Below are 15522 nucleotides of genomic sequence, written 5' to 3'. Positions count from 1 at the left end.
GAACTAAAAGAACTAAAAGAACTAAAAGAACTAAAAGAACTAAAAGAACTAAAAGAACTAAAAGAACTAAAAGAACTAAAAGAACTAAAAGAACTAAAAGAACTGCCACCCAGTTAAATAAATCATATATTAAAAGGTGACCCTCTCACCATGGCGATCATCCAACCTACTTACCCGTGAGCTCGTACTTCGCTAATGTTTTCTCCATGGTCAGATAAAATGTATTGGCATTCACGAAGCGGATGTTCTCAGCCGAGAATGGCGCTTGGTCTAATTTTAATGCGTTTATCGAGCTCAGCGTACGATCCAGCACATGATATACCGCTTTGGATGGCAGTGTAACATAATCATTGTTGGTAAACCCTTGCTCAATCAACTTCACAGGAACCAGCCCTTTATCCTCGACTGCACCGAATACAAAGGTATCCTTATTCAGAAACTGTAACTTACCTAGCTTAGGAAGATCATCAAAAGTCCTTGTGGAGATCCGTTTGTTATTTGTGTCGTATACGCTAAGTGTATTTTCCTCTTGAATGAGATAATGGTTTCCGATCGATTGAAACAGCGTGCTGTTAGGTACTGGTGTGGGCAAGGAGCGAGTCCATTTCTTTTTTCCTGTAGGCGAAATGCCTTGTAGCGTTTCCTGCCCCGTCTTTTCGTCGATGAGAGGAACAAGAATCGTACCCCCACTTAGCACATCAAAGTCGTTATGGTATGGGCTGAAGTATTCTTTTGGCCAAGCATAAGAAGTGACTTTTTTATTTCTTGAGATAGAGTAAATTGTTATAACTGTAGCATTCTTCTCATAGCTAGCGGTACCAACATAATCCCCTTGGATGTGTCGAATACTGCCATTGTACAATCTACTAAGGATTTCTTTTCCTTCTGGCGAGTACAGCTTAAGTAGGTTCTGCTCCTTTACAAAATCAATGACTGCATAACGACCATCGCTCAGCACCTCAAAATTCCCACCATCAGGGAAAACCTTTTCCCATCGTGGCTTCATATTGGCATCCAATGCAATCAGCTTGCTACCATGTTTGTTTCCGACTTTAACGTCCTCTACATAATAGGTATTTCCATTGGCATCAATGTTGTATGGATTATATCTGTAAGGTGAGGTGTGAATCCATTTTTGTTTGCCGGTTACGTCGTTGACAGCCATCATCTGATAGGTAGATTTGTTTCCTAATTTATGACGTAACAGCATGTAGGTCGTATTATCCTTTGTAGACACGATAGGCAGGTACTGATCTTCGATAGGTTTATGGGCAAAATCATCTGTAGTTGTATTGGCTGGTACTGTGGTGCTCCAAGTAGGCTTAGGGAATTCTGTGAAGTCTGCGGCCGAAATTGTGCTTGCTAGTGTCATACTCAGTGCGGTGATTAGCATCAGTACTTTAGTACCGAGGGAAAGTCTGTTCATTCCGTCATATCCTCCTATGATTCATCTTCTGTGCGCTTTAAACTAAAAAACTAATATGTAATTATCGCCATTATACTAGGTATTGTAGTATATTTTGTATAATAACGAATAGTAGAACATGCTCCGGGTGTATCCATTTTACGAGAATACGAGAATATAAGTGTGGTATTAAGCAATATCGAGCTAACCTAATAAGGTTCGGGTCACAGTAGATTTTCATATAGAGTGCTTAACAGTTTGAAATGTACATACATACACCTGAGATACAGAGCAACCATGCTGTAGGAGGATAACAATGAGAGTTTGGCTGAAAAGAATGGGATATAGCGTTATCGCTTTGCTGGGTCTTCTTCTTATATTTATCGCTATTAGCTTCACGAATCATCGGATTCAATTAAAACAAGAATCAGCTCTACTTGTACCGCCAGGAACGATGGTCAATGTGAACAATCATCAGATGCACGTTTATACTGAAGGTACGGGATCACGAACACTTGTCTTTATGTCAGGCGGGGGCACATCCGCTCCTGTACTGGATTTCAAAGCTTTATACACTAGATTATCAGATCAATACAAGGTCGCAGTTGTAGAAAAAGCAGGTTATGGCTTCAGTGAAACGGCCAAGGTCTCCCGTGATATTGATACGATGTTAGAAGAGACACGAACCGCCCTGGCTTTGGCAGGACAGCAACCACCATATGTCTTGTTTCCGCATTCGATGTCAGCTATTGAAGCCTTATACTGGGCACAGACGTACCCTGATGAAGTCGAAGCGATCATTGGACTTGATCCTGCGGTTCCAGAGGTGTATGAAGAATACCCACTTCCTTCGCCTGGAATGATGGTACTTACCGGTATGGGAGCACGCCTTGGAATCACCCGCTATTTCCCCGGTATTGTAGATTCATCAGCAGCTATTCAGCAGAAGCATCTCTCGTCGCAAGAAGAGGAGCTCTACCGAGCATTATTCTACAAGAGTACGCAGACGTCGAACATGAACGACGAGGTGAAGATGATTAGAGATAACGCGGCCAAGGTTCTGGAACACGGTGTTCCAGATGTACCGATGTATTTCTTTGGTTCGAGCGGAGAGGAAGTGCCGATGAAGAACTGGCAGGCTGTTCTGAAGAACTACATAGCTTCTGTGAAAAATGGCGAAATTCTAATCTTACCTGGTGGACATTATATTCATAACGAAGCACCGAACCGCATTGCGGAGGAAAGCAAACGATTCATCGAGCAATTATAGTAGGGCGCGGCTGAGCGGTCTTATGAGGTTAGACGAAGAAACCACCTGAGGAGGTGGTTATTTTTGTATGCATTTTGCGTAGTGCTTCAAACTACTCTATAATAGTAGGCTAAACTAAACTGCGTGAGGAGGAAACCATGGACTTTATTAGAAATCAACTAGAAGAATTGGGCATGAGTGAACCATCCATCGGGTATCTTTCAAACATCATCATGATTATTTTTATTGCGATGATCTCAGTAGTAGCGAATTATATTGCCAAAAAAATCGTACTGAAGACGATCAATCATATCGTCAATAGTAACCGTTACAGATGGGGCAACATCATTGTCGAGAAAAAATTATTCCACAAGCTGTCGCATCTCGTGCCAGCCATTATCATCTATTACTCTGCTTACATCTTTCCATCCTACCAAGCCTTAGTAGAGAAGGCTGCAATGACATATATGATTGTTGTCATGATCACCGTGTTCAACACGTTACTCAATGTATTTGATGAGATATATCGTTCGTATGAAGTGTCGAAGATTAGACCGATTAAGGGATATATTCAGGTCGCGAAGATTGTCCTATTTATTATAGGAGGCATTATTGTCATCTCGAACCTGATCGGCCAGAATCCGTTGATCATTCTTAGTGGACTTGGTGCATTGTCGGCGGTACTGATGCTGGTGTTCAAGGACTCTATTCTTGGTCTAGTCGCGGGTGTGCAATTATCATCCAATGATATGGTACGCGTAGGCGATTGGATTGAAATGCCGAAATATAATGCAGACGGTGACGTCATCGACATTACGCTGAATACCGTGAAGGTTCGGAATTTTGATAAAACCATTACGATGATCCCCAGCTATGCTCTAATCTCTGACTCGTTCCGAAACTGGAGAGGTATGCAGGTCTCTGGGGGTAGAAGAATTAAGCGAAGCATCTATATTGATATTAGCAGTATCCGATTTTGTACGGAGGAGATGGTAGCTGAATTTGAGAAAATTCACTATTTAACCGATTATGTAACCACCAAGCTAGAGGAGATCGAAGCCTACAACGTTGAGCATCAGGTAAACCGTGAGAGCAATGTGAACGGTAGACAGCTCACCAATGTGGGTGTCTTTAGGGAATATATCCATCAATACCTACGGAATCATCCCAAAATCAATCAGGATATGACGATGATTGTAAGACAATTAGCACCGGAAGATCGCGGACTTCCTCTTGAAATTTACGCGTTCAGCAATGATATCAATTGGAGTGTATATGAATCCGTGCAGGCTGATATCTTTGATCATATCTTTGCGGTTGCGCAAACCTTTGGACTTCGTGCGTTCCAGAATCCAACAGGTCATGATATTGTGCAATTGAAAGAAAAAAGAGAATATGTGCGAGAGTATTAAGAGTTGTTTTGTATATGTGAAGGGTCACTACAATAGTGGCTCTTTTTTACATATATTATAAGAGAGATGCATTTTCCCCCAGTTAGATTTGGCAATCATATTAAACGATTATGTTCATAGTAATTTGATAATACCTATAGCTACTTCAATTAAGAACTATACATATACAAAAAAGTCTATTTATATCAAATATAGTTACATATAAACCCACTTTAATAAGTTATAGAATAGATGTATGAATCAGTTTCATAATACCTTACTCCTTTTTCAGTGATTATGAAATGGATTCTCTTACGAAAAAAATTAAAAAAATATATGATTTATTTTTTGAAGATGAATCGGCAGGATAAGGCAGTATAACGGAGTATCTGACCATAAAATGGAGTAAAGTTTATACAGTTTTTTCTGTATGTACGTAATGAACAAGTTTTAATGTTTGAAATCGATTTCTAAATTTGTTATCCTAACGTGGTTGCTAAGTGACTGTCGCTTTATGTCTAATGTTGTCTACATTTCTGCAGAATGTAATGCTGGTGTCTAACACAACACGATGATTACAGAGGGGGAAACTTAACATGAGAAAAGTGAGAAAATGGATGTTGTTTACAAGTTTAGCTGCGATATTTGTACTTGCTGCGTGTTCTTCTAATGCAGCGACTGGTGAGAACAAACCTAGCGTAGGTAAACAGGTTAACTATAAAATTACAGGATCTGATCCCGGTTCAGGTCTTATGAGACTTACAGCCCAAGCGATGGAAGATTATGATCTTTCAAACTGGACATTAATGGAAAGTTCAGCGGCAGGCATGACAGCCCAACTGGATCGAGCTTACAAGAATAAAGAGCCAATCGTTTTTGTCGCGTGGTCTCCGCACTGGATGTTTAATACGTATGATCTAAAATATTTGGATGACCCGAAGCTGACATACGGGGAACCGGAAGAGATTCATACGATCGCCCGCCTTGGTTTGAAGAAGGATCATCCGGTGGCCTATGAATTCCTGGATCGTTTCAATTGGACATCTGATGACATGGGTGAAGTAATGGTCGATATTCAGGATGGAATGGAGCCGGAAGAAGCAGCAGCCAAATGGGTCAATGGTCATGAAGGGAAAGTGCAGGAATGGATTGAAGGTCTCACACCCGTAAAAGGAGACTCTTTCATACTTAGTTATGTTGCGTGGGATTCCGAGCTTGCTAGTACCAACGTGGTTCGATATGTGCTCGAAGAGAAGCTGGGATACAGAGCCAAGGCGTTGCAAGTAGAGATCGGACCGATGTGGCTCGGCGTTGCCAACGGAGATGTAGATGCTATTGTAGCTGCATGGCTGCCAGTGACGCATTCAGATTATTGGGAGCAATATGGTGAAAGATTGGATGATCTGGGAGCAAATATGGTGAATGTAAAATCCGGACTAGCTGTACCTTCTTATATGGAAGATGTAAACTCAATTGAGGATTTGCAGTTATAATTGTGTAATCTGTTATCAAATTTAGTTTAATAGCTTACTTCCTTAGAATTTTGATATGCAATGCGAACTACTACGGCCACCTTAATGGTGGTCGTTTTTACGTTTTTTTGTTAAAAGAGAACTCGACACATCGAAAAGATGGCTTCATAAATTAAACTTCCCCATTCTGTAAAATGTATTTTTTGTCCACTTTCTCAATTAATCTGCATTTTACTTAGACGTAATCACATGCAAACACTAGAGCAGTAGAGTTGAGGTATAGACATCTAGACAACGCACAGCGTATTTATCAGCCTGTAATAGGCCGTTTGATCATTGAGCTGGCGCCGCTTCATGATCAGGGCAACACCAATCCAAGCAAAGGTGGTATTTACATTGTTCAAGAGACTAAGCCTGGCACTTGCATTTGTCACTCTCTTTTCATGGACGTTAACTAGTGTGTCCTCCGCGTACAGCAGCTCGAATTGGATGGGATCGCTTCCTTCCAGCACTTCACTAGCTTCTCTTTCCATTCCGGGAACACATGACAGCGGTGCTCTATATGAGCCCATCAATGGAACGGCAAAGACACAGGATCTGACAATTGCGCAGCAATTAAATATTGGGGTTCGCTACCTCGACGTGCGTACGAGACATTACGGGAATGCGTTCACCATCCACCATGGGGCAGTCTATCAAAACCAGAACTTTGATGATGTATTAAATGCGGTCATCGGCTTCCTGAACAGTAATCCATCTGAGACCATTATTATGAGTGTAAAAGAAGAACATACCCCAGCGAATAATACACGCAGTTACGAAGAAACATTTAAATCCTATGTCGCCAAAAACCCGGACAAATGGCTGCTAACCGACCACATCCCTACCCTTGGTGAAGCCAAAGGAAAGATTGTATTACTTCGTAGATTTGATATGAGTCAAACTCCATACGGCATTAATGCTACTGCATGGCAGGAGAACACAACCTTCAACATCCAGAATGCAGCCAAAATGAAGATCCAAGATTACTTTAAAGTATCCGATAAGAGCAAGAAGTGGACGGATGTTCAGAACATGTACAATGAAGCCAAAACTCAAAATCCTTCCTGGTTGTACCTGAATTTCACAAGTGGGTATGACCCAGGCTGGTTCGGAATCCCTAACATTCGCTCGATCAAGGACGATCTGAATCCTAAAGTAAACTCTTTCTTTACGACGAATACCAAAGGACGTTTTGGTGTATCTGTAATGGATTTCATTGACGAGGGCACAGCTGCTAAGATCATCTCCACTAATTTTTAATCGAAGATAGAACTTCCAAAGAAGACGTTGGTCCCTGTGACTGGCGTTTCTTTGGTTTTTGTTGAGAAATGGATAATGAATTATTACATTGCAGACCTCAGTGTATTTAACCTTCAAGAGAGTGAGTAGTATGCAAACTTAGATGTAGTAAGAAGTAGGTGTGTCTATTATGTGTGATCAGGACGGATAGCTTAACGGCGAATTGATTCAAGCAGGTATGAGGGGTTAAGATAAACCGAGAGGGGATATCCCTTTTTTCTCCAAAACACATAAATAATATCGAACAAAGGAGCGTTCTCATATGAAACATTCAATCCCACAATATACATTAAATGATGGCTTGCAAGTGCCTGCGATCGGGTTCGGTACGTATAGTCTAAAAGGAGAAGAAGGCGTCAAATCAATCGTGTCTGCCATGGATGTAGGTTATCGGTTGATAGATACAGCGTACAATTATGAGAATGAGGCAACGGTTGGAAAAGCAATCAAGCAGAGCTCCATTCCTAGAGAGGAACTGTTGATTTCCTCGAAGCTACCAGGACGCTATCACGCGTATGACAAAGCATTAGTAGCTATCCAAGAATCGCTCTACAGAGCAGACTTAGATTATTATGACCTCTACTTAATCCACTGGCCTAATCCGAAGAAGGATGTGTATGTGGAGGCTTGGCAAGCTCTAATTGAAGCGAAGAAACGCGGATATATCCGCTCCATTGGCGTAAGTAACTTCCTGCCTGAGCATAATGAACGGCTGATCAAAGAGACTGGCGTGGCACCAAGTCTGAACCAGATTGAGCTTCATCCATTCTTCGATCAAGTGGGTCAGCGGGAGCAGGATGCGAAGCATGGCATTGTAAATGAATCATGGAGCCCCATTGGACGTGGCAATGATGCCGTACAGGATATCGTAAAGGACGACAAAATTCTCCGCATTGCTGAAGCGTATGGCAAAACGCCAACCCAAATCATTCTGCGCTGGCATATCCAGCTCGGTTCTATTCCAATTCCTAAGGCAAGCTCGCTCCAGCACCAGCAAGAGAACATCGATATTTTCGACTTCGAGCTGAATGCAGAGGAGATGAAAGTCATCTCTTCCTTTAGCCGACCAGATGGAAGACTGTGGGATCAAGACCCGAGTGAATACGAGGAGTTTTAAAGGTTGCATAGTAAATAGTTGCATATTTATCCTTTAGTGAATGTAAGTGTGATGATCAACAAAAAAAGTGCTCCTGTCTTCAACGAGACTAGGAGCACTTTTGCGATAAAAGAGTACACGTAACATACCAACGTTATTATGCCTTCGGAATACGGAAAGTAAGTATTTCATATGGTCTGATATCGAAGGAGATATGGCTCTTGTCTACGGCACATTCGGCTTCAACATTCTCCAATAGATCACATGCATATGCCGTTGAACTAGAACCTTCAGGCAACTGCAGAGCAGCCCGAGTGCGGCGCCCATGTGCTTCATAGACCCGGATGATGATATCATCGTTGTCTTCGGCTTTTTTGATAACCTCTAACACGACATTGTCCTGATCGACGGATGCAAGCGACCAGACCCCTGGCATGCTGCCAGTTTGCGATCCGATTTCATGAGCGACTAGTGGACGATTAACATCATACGCCGCTTGGATGACACGTCCCTCGCGGAAATCCCCTTTGTGCGGATAAAGGGAGTACGTGAATTCATGCAGCTCTTTGTCAGCATTCTCATTCGGGTACGTTGCACTCTTAATGAGCGACAATCGCATCACCGAATTATGGATGTCATATCCGTACTTACAGTCATTCAACAATGCGACACCATATCCATTTTCCGCAAGATCCGCCCATTTCTGTCCGCAGACCTCGAACCTAGCCTGATCCCAGCTTGTATTCCGGTGGGTTGCACGCTCTACGTTACCGTATTGAATCTCGTAGACGGCCTTCTCACTCCAGATATCCAGCGGGAAAGCGGTTTTCAAGAGTAAATGCTCCTGCTTCCAATCTACCAACGTACGGAAATCAATTCGGCGTGTATGCGCATAGAAAATGATTCTCTGATCAATGATGGAATCGAGGAATTGCCTTTTGACTTGGAGCACAGAACGCACCGGCCCGCTTTCCACCCATTCAAGCGCCTGTAGATCACTAACTTCCCACATGTGCTCTTCATAATATTCGTCAATGTTCCACGCTTCGTATTCGGCAGGACGATCTTCAAATACTTGTAGCACATTGCCACGTTTGCCAGACTGGAGCAGCTCGCGCCCCTCTAATTTGTCCCAAATGGATAAGAACTCGGCACTTTCATTCAGTTGAACATCGTACCACGGTGTCTGAATGCGTTGCTGACCAGCTTCCCATTGTGCAACCGATATGCCTACATTTTGCTCGGTAGATACATCAGGCAGGATGCGGAAGCTTTTGTATCCAGAAGCTGGTACGTTCTCCGCAAGGAATACAAGTCCACCCTCCGGTGTACGTTGACTTGGTAAGGGACGATCACCGTCATAGACTGTTACTTTTTTCGTAAAGCCAGGCAGCTCCACGACATCGGTCCGTTCGAAGCCGGTGGTGTTAAACACAACGATGGTATCTCCATCCGACTGAATGCTGCTTACAATTCCGCTTAGCGCACTGTTTTTTAGTTCATCCGTAACGTGAATGACCTCTTCATATTGTTCTTTCGAATCAATATACACCTGCTCAATCGCACTTCCAGGCAGAATATCGTGGAATTGATTCAGCATGGTAAGCTTCCATGCGTGCTCTAGAGCATCCGTTGGGTAGGTGGCTTGTGCATCTACCTGCTGACGAATAACAGAGAATAGCTCGGCATCGGCCAGCGCAAATTCGCTATGGCGGTTGTACCGTTTGTTGCGAGCCATAGAAGTATACGTTCCGCGGTGGTACTCCAGATACAGCTCACCTGACCAGCGAGGAACGGAACGAACATCGGTCAGATTCTGCTCCAGCTTTTCAAAGAACTCACGGACAAATGTACGTTTCACCGTAGGCATGCCAGGCAATCTTTTCTCAAGACGTCTACCCTGCTCCAGCATTTCCTCTGTCGGGCCACCGCCTCCATCGCCAAATCCGTAGCACTGCAATACATCGGTATTGATGTTTTTGTTCTGATATCGCTGCCATGTTCCCTTGATCTGAGATGCATTGAACCGTCCATTGTAGGTTGTCTCGAACCTGCGCTGTCTGAATTCGGGATGCTTGTCGTAGTCTGTTGCCGTGATGAAATGCGTCAACACCTCAGAGCCGTCAATACCTCGCCAGTACATCGTGTCGTTCGGAATTTGGTTCGTGTCATTCCAGGCGATTTTGGTCGTCATAAAATAATCGATGCCACTCTTGCGCATAATCTGTGGCATGGCTGCACTGTAACCAAACACATCGGGTAACCACAATACCCGGTTTTCCACGCCGAATTCTTCCTTAAAGAAACGTTTGCCATAGATAATCTGACGAATCATCGATTCACCAGAGATCAGGTTACAATCGGCTTCCAGCCACATCGAGCCTTCCGCTTCCCAGCGGCCTTCAGCTACTTTTTCTTTGATTTTGGCATAGAGTGCTGGATAATCAGCCTTCAGGTACGCGTACAACTGAGGCTGCGAAGACATGAACGTATATTCTGGGAACTTGTCCATCAGATAGAGCACACTCGCGAAGCTCCGGATGACCTTCTCCCGGGTCTGATCTAGCGTCCATAACCACGCCACATCGATATGGGTGTGACCGATACAGTGGACTGTAGGGATGTGATCTCCCGCAGGTCGGGCATCACTGTAGACATGATTTTGTAAATATTGACGGGCTTCCAGCACCGACGCATGAAAATCAGCACTGTTCTCCTGGCGGAGATCCAGTAGATTAACCGCCTGATTCAGATGTTCAATCAGCTTGAGTCGTTCCAGATCATCGTCACGTAATAGGTCGGCGGCTTCAAGCGCCGCTCTGAGATCATAATATAAGTCAGATACAGGCTGATGATGTTCAGCTATATATACATTTAAGAATACATCCGCTGCCGAAGTGCTACAGTACGCATATAAAGCGAGTTCGAACTCTTCACCCTTAACTGCAGCCGGAGTGAGATCAATTTCGGTGTGGTTGACGTCAAGTCCGCAGATCAATTCCCCATTCAGGAATGCAAAGAATTGAGGGTTATCATAGTTCCACACGTCGTCAGCGCCCGTTACGATGGCGCAAACGACTCTTTTTCCTTCCATATGGTCAGGTATACGAATACGGGTCTTGAAGCAACTGTGTACATCCTTGCCACCCCAGCCGTCTCCCTTGCGGAAGACATTCCAGGAGGTTGGGTCTTCATGCACCAGTTCCCATGAATGATAACCACTTTCTTTATGGTAAAGCTCAGGTATATCTGTTTTTGAAGTCAGTCGTGCACGTTCCAAGTGTTTAACAATGGTATGGATCCGAGTATACAAGGAATTCATTTTCATGTTTGTTTCCCACCTTGGTTTGAAGTAAGTACAAGCTGTATTCGTTAATGGAGCTAGATTGTTGGAAGCGCTAACATATTAACTTTATCATACCAAAAGAGAAATGGGGGAAACTATGTATTGTATGCTGAAAACAACGTTTTTTATTGCATTTCATGCTAAAATAAATTCAACAAACTCGGGATAGGGGGCATGTCCATGAGACCATCCGTTTTGGCATACGAGCAGGGATATGCAATCCATGTTAACCAGCCTGGAGATGCATTGTTCTATCACTTGGATTACGACGAACGATCCCATGATCTGAATATGGAGTTTCAGCATTTCCATGATTTCTATGAAATCTGTATTCTTCTAGATCGCACGGCTGCGCACATCATTGAAGGCAGTTTGTATGAGATTCAACCTTATGATATCGTTCTGCTGCGACCTTCCTTACTGCACAAGACACAATATCCGAAGGGAATCCCGCCGAAACGATTGATGATCACCTTTGCCATGCCACGCAATGCACTTGGTATTGAGAGCGATTACAACGAACTGTTTTCAATTTTTGATGAACCCATCCCGATATTCCGATTTACAGAAGAACAGCGCAAGGAAGTCCTTGCGCCCATTAACGAAATTTTTTCCATATATAAGCAGCCCTCAGTGCTTCAGTCTGTTGTGATTCATCATCGATTTGTTGAGTTTTTGTGTGCAATTCATCGGTACTCGGCAGAGAATGGATATGTGCGTGAAGAGACAGGATCATTGATGTCCCGACGCGTGTATGCCATTGCATCTTATATTCACAGTCATTATCAGCAGGATTTATCTTTGGATGAAGTATCCAGGCGCTTTTATGTAAGTGCCCATCACTTGTCTCGCCAATTCAATAAGGTTACCGGCTTCACCTTCACGGAGTATGTGCAGATGACCCGTATTCGCAATGTCCAGCAAATGCTGCTGAATTCGAGTGAGAAAATTACAGATATTGCTGCACAGTGTGGATTCACAAGCTTCTCCCAGTTCAATCGCATCTTCAACAAGCAGAACGGAATGTCACCAAGTGCATATCGCCGAAGAAGACATTCACAGAGCGAGCGTGACGTGATTCTTGTGGGTGAGAGACCCGAGCCTCTTGGATCCCTAGAGTGAGAGAGGCGAGGGGCGTGATGGGCAGACCTAAAATACGACGTAACTTGTTACTTTTCTGGATAGAAGCTTTTTATAAAAGAAGAATAGAGAAGAGCAATGGTGGAGTGTCGGATCCATATATTTAAGATTCAGCTAGCGATAATCCCCCATCACTCATCCGGTATACTTTATCGCAATATTCAAGCATGCGCTCATCATGGGTAACCATAATGGCTGCTTTTTGGCGCGACTTAACTTCTTGTGCGATTAGACTGACCACTTCATGAGCTCGTTTAGTATCTAAGCTTGCGGTTGGCTCATCTGCCAAAATGATGTTCGGGTTATTCATTAAAGCTCGAGCTATTGCTGTCCGTTGCTTCTCACCGCCTGAAAGCTTATCCGGAAAGCTTTTTAATTTCGACCCCAGACCCAGCTCATTCAGCAGCTTAGTGGCAAACTCCCGATCTTCCCTTTTTATCTTTCCCGACATCCTCTTTACGATTAGCAATTGATCAAGAACATTTAAATAGGGAACTAAATTTGATGATTGCATAATAAATCCAATTTCTTGCAACCTTATATTAGATAGCTCTTTCTCAGTTTGAGTAGAGATATTATTTCCATTCAGTCTAACATTTCCTTCGGAGGCTTTTAGCAGCGCTCCAGCAATGGATAAGAACGTACTTTTACCAGAACCAGACGGTCCAACTACGGCGACAAACTCACCCGGTTCTACTGATATGGATACATGATCGAGTGCCGTGATGCGATTGCTTCCTTCGGCATAATACATTGTGACTTCATTCATTTGCAATCCTTTAATCATATTATTCAACCCTCCCGAGCGCCTTGAGTGGATCAACTTTTGTGATTGAGCGAACGGACACCAGCGAACTCAACATAGCGATAATTAACAAAATAACAGAATACGTGACAACAAGACTTGTCTCCAGCTTGAACGGCATCCCTTTTGGCATGATGGCTGCTGTTCCATAAGTCAGTAAGATTCCAACAACAATGCTAGTCAGTGAAAGTACAAACACTTGCGTGATAATGGCTTTGCCCAAAAATCGGTTACTCGCGCCTATAGCTTTCATAATGCCGAACTGATTGGTCTTTTGCATCGTAATTACGTAAAAGAATACACCAAGCACAAATGCGGAGATGGCGAGTAGAAATGCAAGCATCATTAAAATAGTACCGTTTTCTTCTTTGTACCCTGGCATACCTTGAACGGCTGCTGCTCGGGTAACCGTATCCGTACTTGATAGCTTGCTGTTAATTACGGTTGGATCAATATCCTTGCCTTGTAACATTATCGCATTAACCGGTCCGGCAATTCCTTTATCAGAACCTGGAGCCGCGAAGGCTATCTTCCGCCATTCAGTCATTGGTGTAAATACGGAGGCAACGTGGTTATACGTCTGATTCTCCACAAATCCAATAATGGTCAATGATTCAGTCGTTCCATCTAATTGAAAAGTATCACCAAGGTTATAGCCCTCATCCTTCATAGTCGAATTCACCACGACACCTGTAGGATTCTTGGAAGACAGGCTTTCACCTTCTACAATATGTGGTTCTAAGAAGCTTCCTGGATTAATTCCTATAATCGCGATATCCAACTTATCTTCATTCTTCGTACTTTTTTCCTTCAGAGCTGTCGACATAGTCGTTCCCATGGGTGCGGCAGCATCCACATTAGGTAGTTGTTCCACCTCCGCCACTAACTGATCTGACAGTAGCGATTTGCTCATTGAAGACTGAGACCCTTCTTCAAAGACGACATAATCAGATTTCATAGTCTTAAATGTGGACGCAGCTAGCGTAGATAAGCCATTCCCCAGACCGGATAAAATGAATACCAACCAAGCGATTAGTACGAAAATGATGATAATCATCAAAAATTTCATTTTACTATGCATTAATTCCTTCATAGCTAAAAACATGCTTTGTTCAACTCCCTCTCTTTTTTTGACACATGTGTCATATTTGATGCATTGCCGCGGGGTCTATATCATTAAACGATATAAATGACACTTGTGTCAAATTTAATCCAAGAACAAAGTTAGCTCTTGGCTCCTCCAATCCACATTTGAAATAACAGCTTCCCCCAATCAGGCGTAGGGATATTCAGCATATTAGGCGTGTTAATCAAGTTGAAAAACACCCCAATAAGTACAGGTAGAGGAATATCCTTCCGCAGTAAATTATCCTGTTGAGCGGCTTCAAACAAGCGTGATAACTGAATTTTGAGAGTCATATGTGCCTCTTCAATAAATTTGAGATCTCTTGCTGCTGCCGAAGAATTATTCGCATTAATTTTACTGGAGTCCCCCAGAAGTTGATGAAGTGTGGATTCCTCTGCATAAATGAGGAGCAACTGCTCCAGAGCTTTCATTGGATCAGTCTCATCAATGGCTAATGATTTTTCTAATACGGTTGCAATTGATCGCTTCATACAAGCTGCGACGATCTCTTCTTTATTCGCATAATATTGATATATCGTGCTCCGGGCTCCAGACAGATGCTGTGAGAGCAGCTTGAGATGAAAACCGTCGTAGCCATGCTCAAGTATTAATTTTTTCGTTGTGTCCAGTAGCTCTGTCTCAGTAAATGATTGTTTTCTTCCCATTAAATCTCTTCCTTCTAATCATTAGAATATATGTTGATTTTAGGTGATCGATGAGTATTGTAAATGTTAAGGAGTGCTGTGATACTCTTGCTTATTGTGATCAGTTTAGCATATGTTCAATAGGCATAATACAACTCTTTAAGAGTCGAATGTGATGAAGTGCACTGAACCGAACCGTCATGTATCTCAAAATGAATGGAAAATTGCACACGATACGTGTGAAGAAGCAAGGAGAGTTCATATGGGAGATATTCATAAAGTGGCTGAATCGGATTACATTATTAAAGATATTGTTGGAAAGTTCCCGTGCAGGGTGCTGTGGAGTGAGGGCCGTCCATGTCTGGAGTATCAGAGGGAAGAGGATGTGGCATTCATAACCGAATACGTTCGCACAGTATACAGTGTTGAGCTATTAGATGTCTTTTTCACAGCGGTGGAGTGCCTTCCGGTTGAACTGTAGTTCGTTAAGGATTTGTGGAGTGTGAG

General features: G+C 43.0%; 12 protein-coding genes. 7 read left to right on the top strand and 5 right to left on the bottom strand.

Going from position 1 to position 15522, the window contains the following annotated elements; all coding sequences use genetic code 11:
• Positions 1 to 166: 166 nt before the first annotated feature.
• Positions 167 to 1426, bottom strand: coding sequence for a hypothetical protein (locus J2T19_RS24655; protein ID WP_307220629.1), 1260 nt, complete (start codon positions 1424 to 1426; stop codon positions 167 to 169).
• A gap of 295 nt (positions 1427 to 1721) precedes the next feature.
• Here J2T19_RS24655 and J2T19_RS24650 point away from each other — a divergent pair, with 295 nt between their 5' ends.
• The 5 genes from J2T19_RS24650 (at position 1722) to J2T19_RS24630 (ending at position 7975) form a co-directional block, all read left to right on the top strand.
• Positions 1722 to 2675 (top strand): alpha/beta fold hydrolase, encoded by a 954-nt coding sequence (locus J2T19_RS24650; RefSeq protein WP_307220626.1) that lies wholly within the window; start codon positions 1722 to 1724, stop codon positions 2673 to 2675.
• 137 nt (positions 2676 to 2812) lie between these two features.
• Positions 2813 to 4066: a mechanosensitive ion channel family protein gene (locus tag J2T19_RS24645; RefSeq protein WP_307220624.1), complete on the top strand. Its 1254-nt coding sequence runs from the start codon at positions 2813 to 2815 to the stop codon at positions 4064 to 4066.
• Between the two features lie 575 nt (positions 4067 to 4641).
• Positions 4642 to 5538: a glycine betaine ABC transporter substrate-binding protein gene (locus J2T19_RS24640; protein WP_307220622.1), complete on the top strand. Its 897-nt coding sequence runs from the start codon at positions 4642 to 4644 to the stop codon at positions 5536 to 5538.
• Between the two features lie 375 nt (positions 5539 to 5913).
• Entirely contained in the window at positions 5914 to 6819 is a 906-nt protein-coding gene (locus J2T19_RS24635) for a phosphatidylinositol-specific phospholipase C (RefSeq protein ID WP_307220620.1), read from the top strand.
• 301 nt (positions 6820 to 7120) lie between these two features.
• Positions 7121 to 7975: an aldo/keto reductase gene (locus J2T19_RS24630; protein WP_307220618.1), complete on the top strand. Its 855-nt coding sequence runs from the start codon at positions 7121 to 7123 to the stop codon at positions 7973 to 7975.
• Positions 7976 to 8111: 136 nt separating this feature from the next.
• Here J2T19_RS24630 and J2T19_RS24625 read toward each other — a convergent pair whose 3' ends face one another.
• Entirely contained in the window at positions 8112 to 11282 is a 3171-nt protein-coding gene (locus tag J2T19_RS24625) for an alpha-mannosidase (RefSeq protein ID WP_307220616.1), read from the bottom strand.
• A 198-nt stretch (positions 11283 to 11480) separates the two neighbouring features.
• On the opposite strand from J2T19_RS24625, the gene J2T19_RS24620 reads away from it, so the two are divergent.
• Entirely contained in the window at positions 11481 to 12422 is a 942-nt protein-coding gene (locus J2T19_RS24620) for an AraC family transcriptional regulator (RefSeq protein ID WP_307220614.1), read from the top strand.
• Positions 12423 to 12543: 121 nt separating this feature from the next.
• Here J2T19_RS24620 and J2T19_RS24615 read toward each other — a convergent pair whose 3' ends face one another.
• The 3 genes from J2T19_RS24615 to J2T19_RS24605 all read right to left on the bottom strand — a co-directional run bounded on the left by J2T19_RS24615 (position 12544) and on the right by J2T19_RS24605 (position 15036).
• On the bottom strand, positions 12544 to 13227 hold the full coding sequence (locus J2T19_RS24615) for an ABC transporter ATP-binding protein (protein WP_307220612.1): 684 nt from the start codon (positions 13225 to 13227) through the stop codon (positions 12544 to 12546).
• A gap of 1 nt (position 13228) precedes the next feature.
• Entirely contained in the window at positions 13229 to 14350 is a 1122-nt protein-coding gene (locus J2T19_RS24610; RefSeq protein ID WP_307220610.1) for an ABC transporter permease, read from the bottom strand.
• 119 nt (positions 14351 to 14469) lie between these two features.
• A complete protein-coding gene (locus tag J2T19_RS24605; RefSeq protein WP_307220609.1) occupies positions 14470 to 15036 on the bottom strand; it encodes a TetR/AcrR family transcriptional regulator in 567 nt (188 codons plus the stop codon).
• A gap of 241 nt (positions 15037 to 15277) precedes the next feature.
• On the opposite strand from J2T19_RS24605, the gene J2T19_RS24600 reads away from it, so the two are divergent.
• Positions 15278 to 15496 (top strand): hypothetical protein, encoded by a 219-nt coding sequence (locus tag J2T19_RS24600; protein ID WP_307220607.1) that lies wholly within the window; start codon positions 15278 to 15280, stop codon positions 15494 to 15496.
• Positions 15497 to 15522 lie beyond the last annotated feature (26 nt).

Origin of the sequence: Paenibacillus tundrae (assembly GCF_030812775.1) — a bacterium.
GTDB lineage: Bacteria > Bacillota > Bacilli > Paenibacillales > Paenibacillaceae > Paenibacillus > Paenibacillus tundrae_A.
This window is presented reverse-complemented; position numbering and strand designations above follow the sequence as displayed.

Excerpts from the sequence above, each read along its gene's own strand:
- J2T19_RS24610 (WP_307220610.1), bottom strand. The coding sequence starts at position 14,350 with ATGTTTTTAGCTATGAAGGAATTAATGCATAGTAAAATGAAATTTTTG.
- J2T19_RS24650 (WP_307220626.1), top strand. The coding sequence starts at position 1,722 with ATGAGAGTTTGGCTGAAAAGAATGGGATATAGCGTTATCGCTTTGCTG.
- J2T19_RS24645 (WP_307220624.1), top strand. The coding sequence starts at position 2,813 with ATGGACTTTATTAGAAATCAACTAGAAGAATTGGGCATGAGTGAACCA.
- J2T19_RS24630 (WP_307220618.1), top strand. The coding sequence starts at position 7,121 with ATGAAACATTCAATCCCACAATATACATTAAATGATGGCTTGCAAGTG.
- J2T19_RS24605 (WP_307220609.1), bottom strand. The coding sequence starts at position 15,036 with ATGGGAAGAAAACAATCATTTACTGAGACAGAGCTACTGGACACAACG.
- J2T19_RS24625 (WP_307220616.1), bottom strand. The coding sequence starts at position 11,282 with ATGAAAATGAATTCCTTGTATACTCGGATCCATACCATTGTTAAACAC.
- J2T19_RS24620 (WP_307220614.1), top strand. The coding sequence starts at position 11,481 with ATGAGACCATCCGTTTTGGCATACGAGCAGGGATATGCAATCCATGTT.
- J2T19_RS24640 (WP_307220622.1), top strand. The coding sequence starts at position 4,642 with ATGAGAAAAGTGAGAAAATGGATGTTGTTTACAAGTTTAGCTGCGATA.
- J2T19_RS24615 (WP_307220612.1), bottom strand. The coding sequence starts at position 13,227 with ATGATTAAAGGATTGCAAATGAATGAAGTCACAATGTATTATGCCGAA.
- J2T19_RS24600 (WP_307220607.1), top strand. The coding sequence starts at position 15,278 with ATGGGAGATATTCATAAAGTGGCTGAATCGGATTACATTATTAAAGAT.
- J2T19_RS24655 (WP_307220629.1), bottom strand. The coding sequence starts at position 1,426 with ATGAACAGACTTTCCCTCGGTACTAAAGTACTGATGCTAATCACCGCA.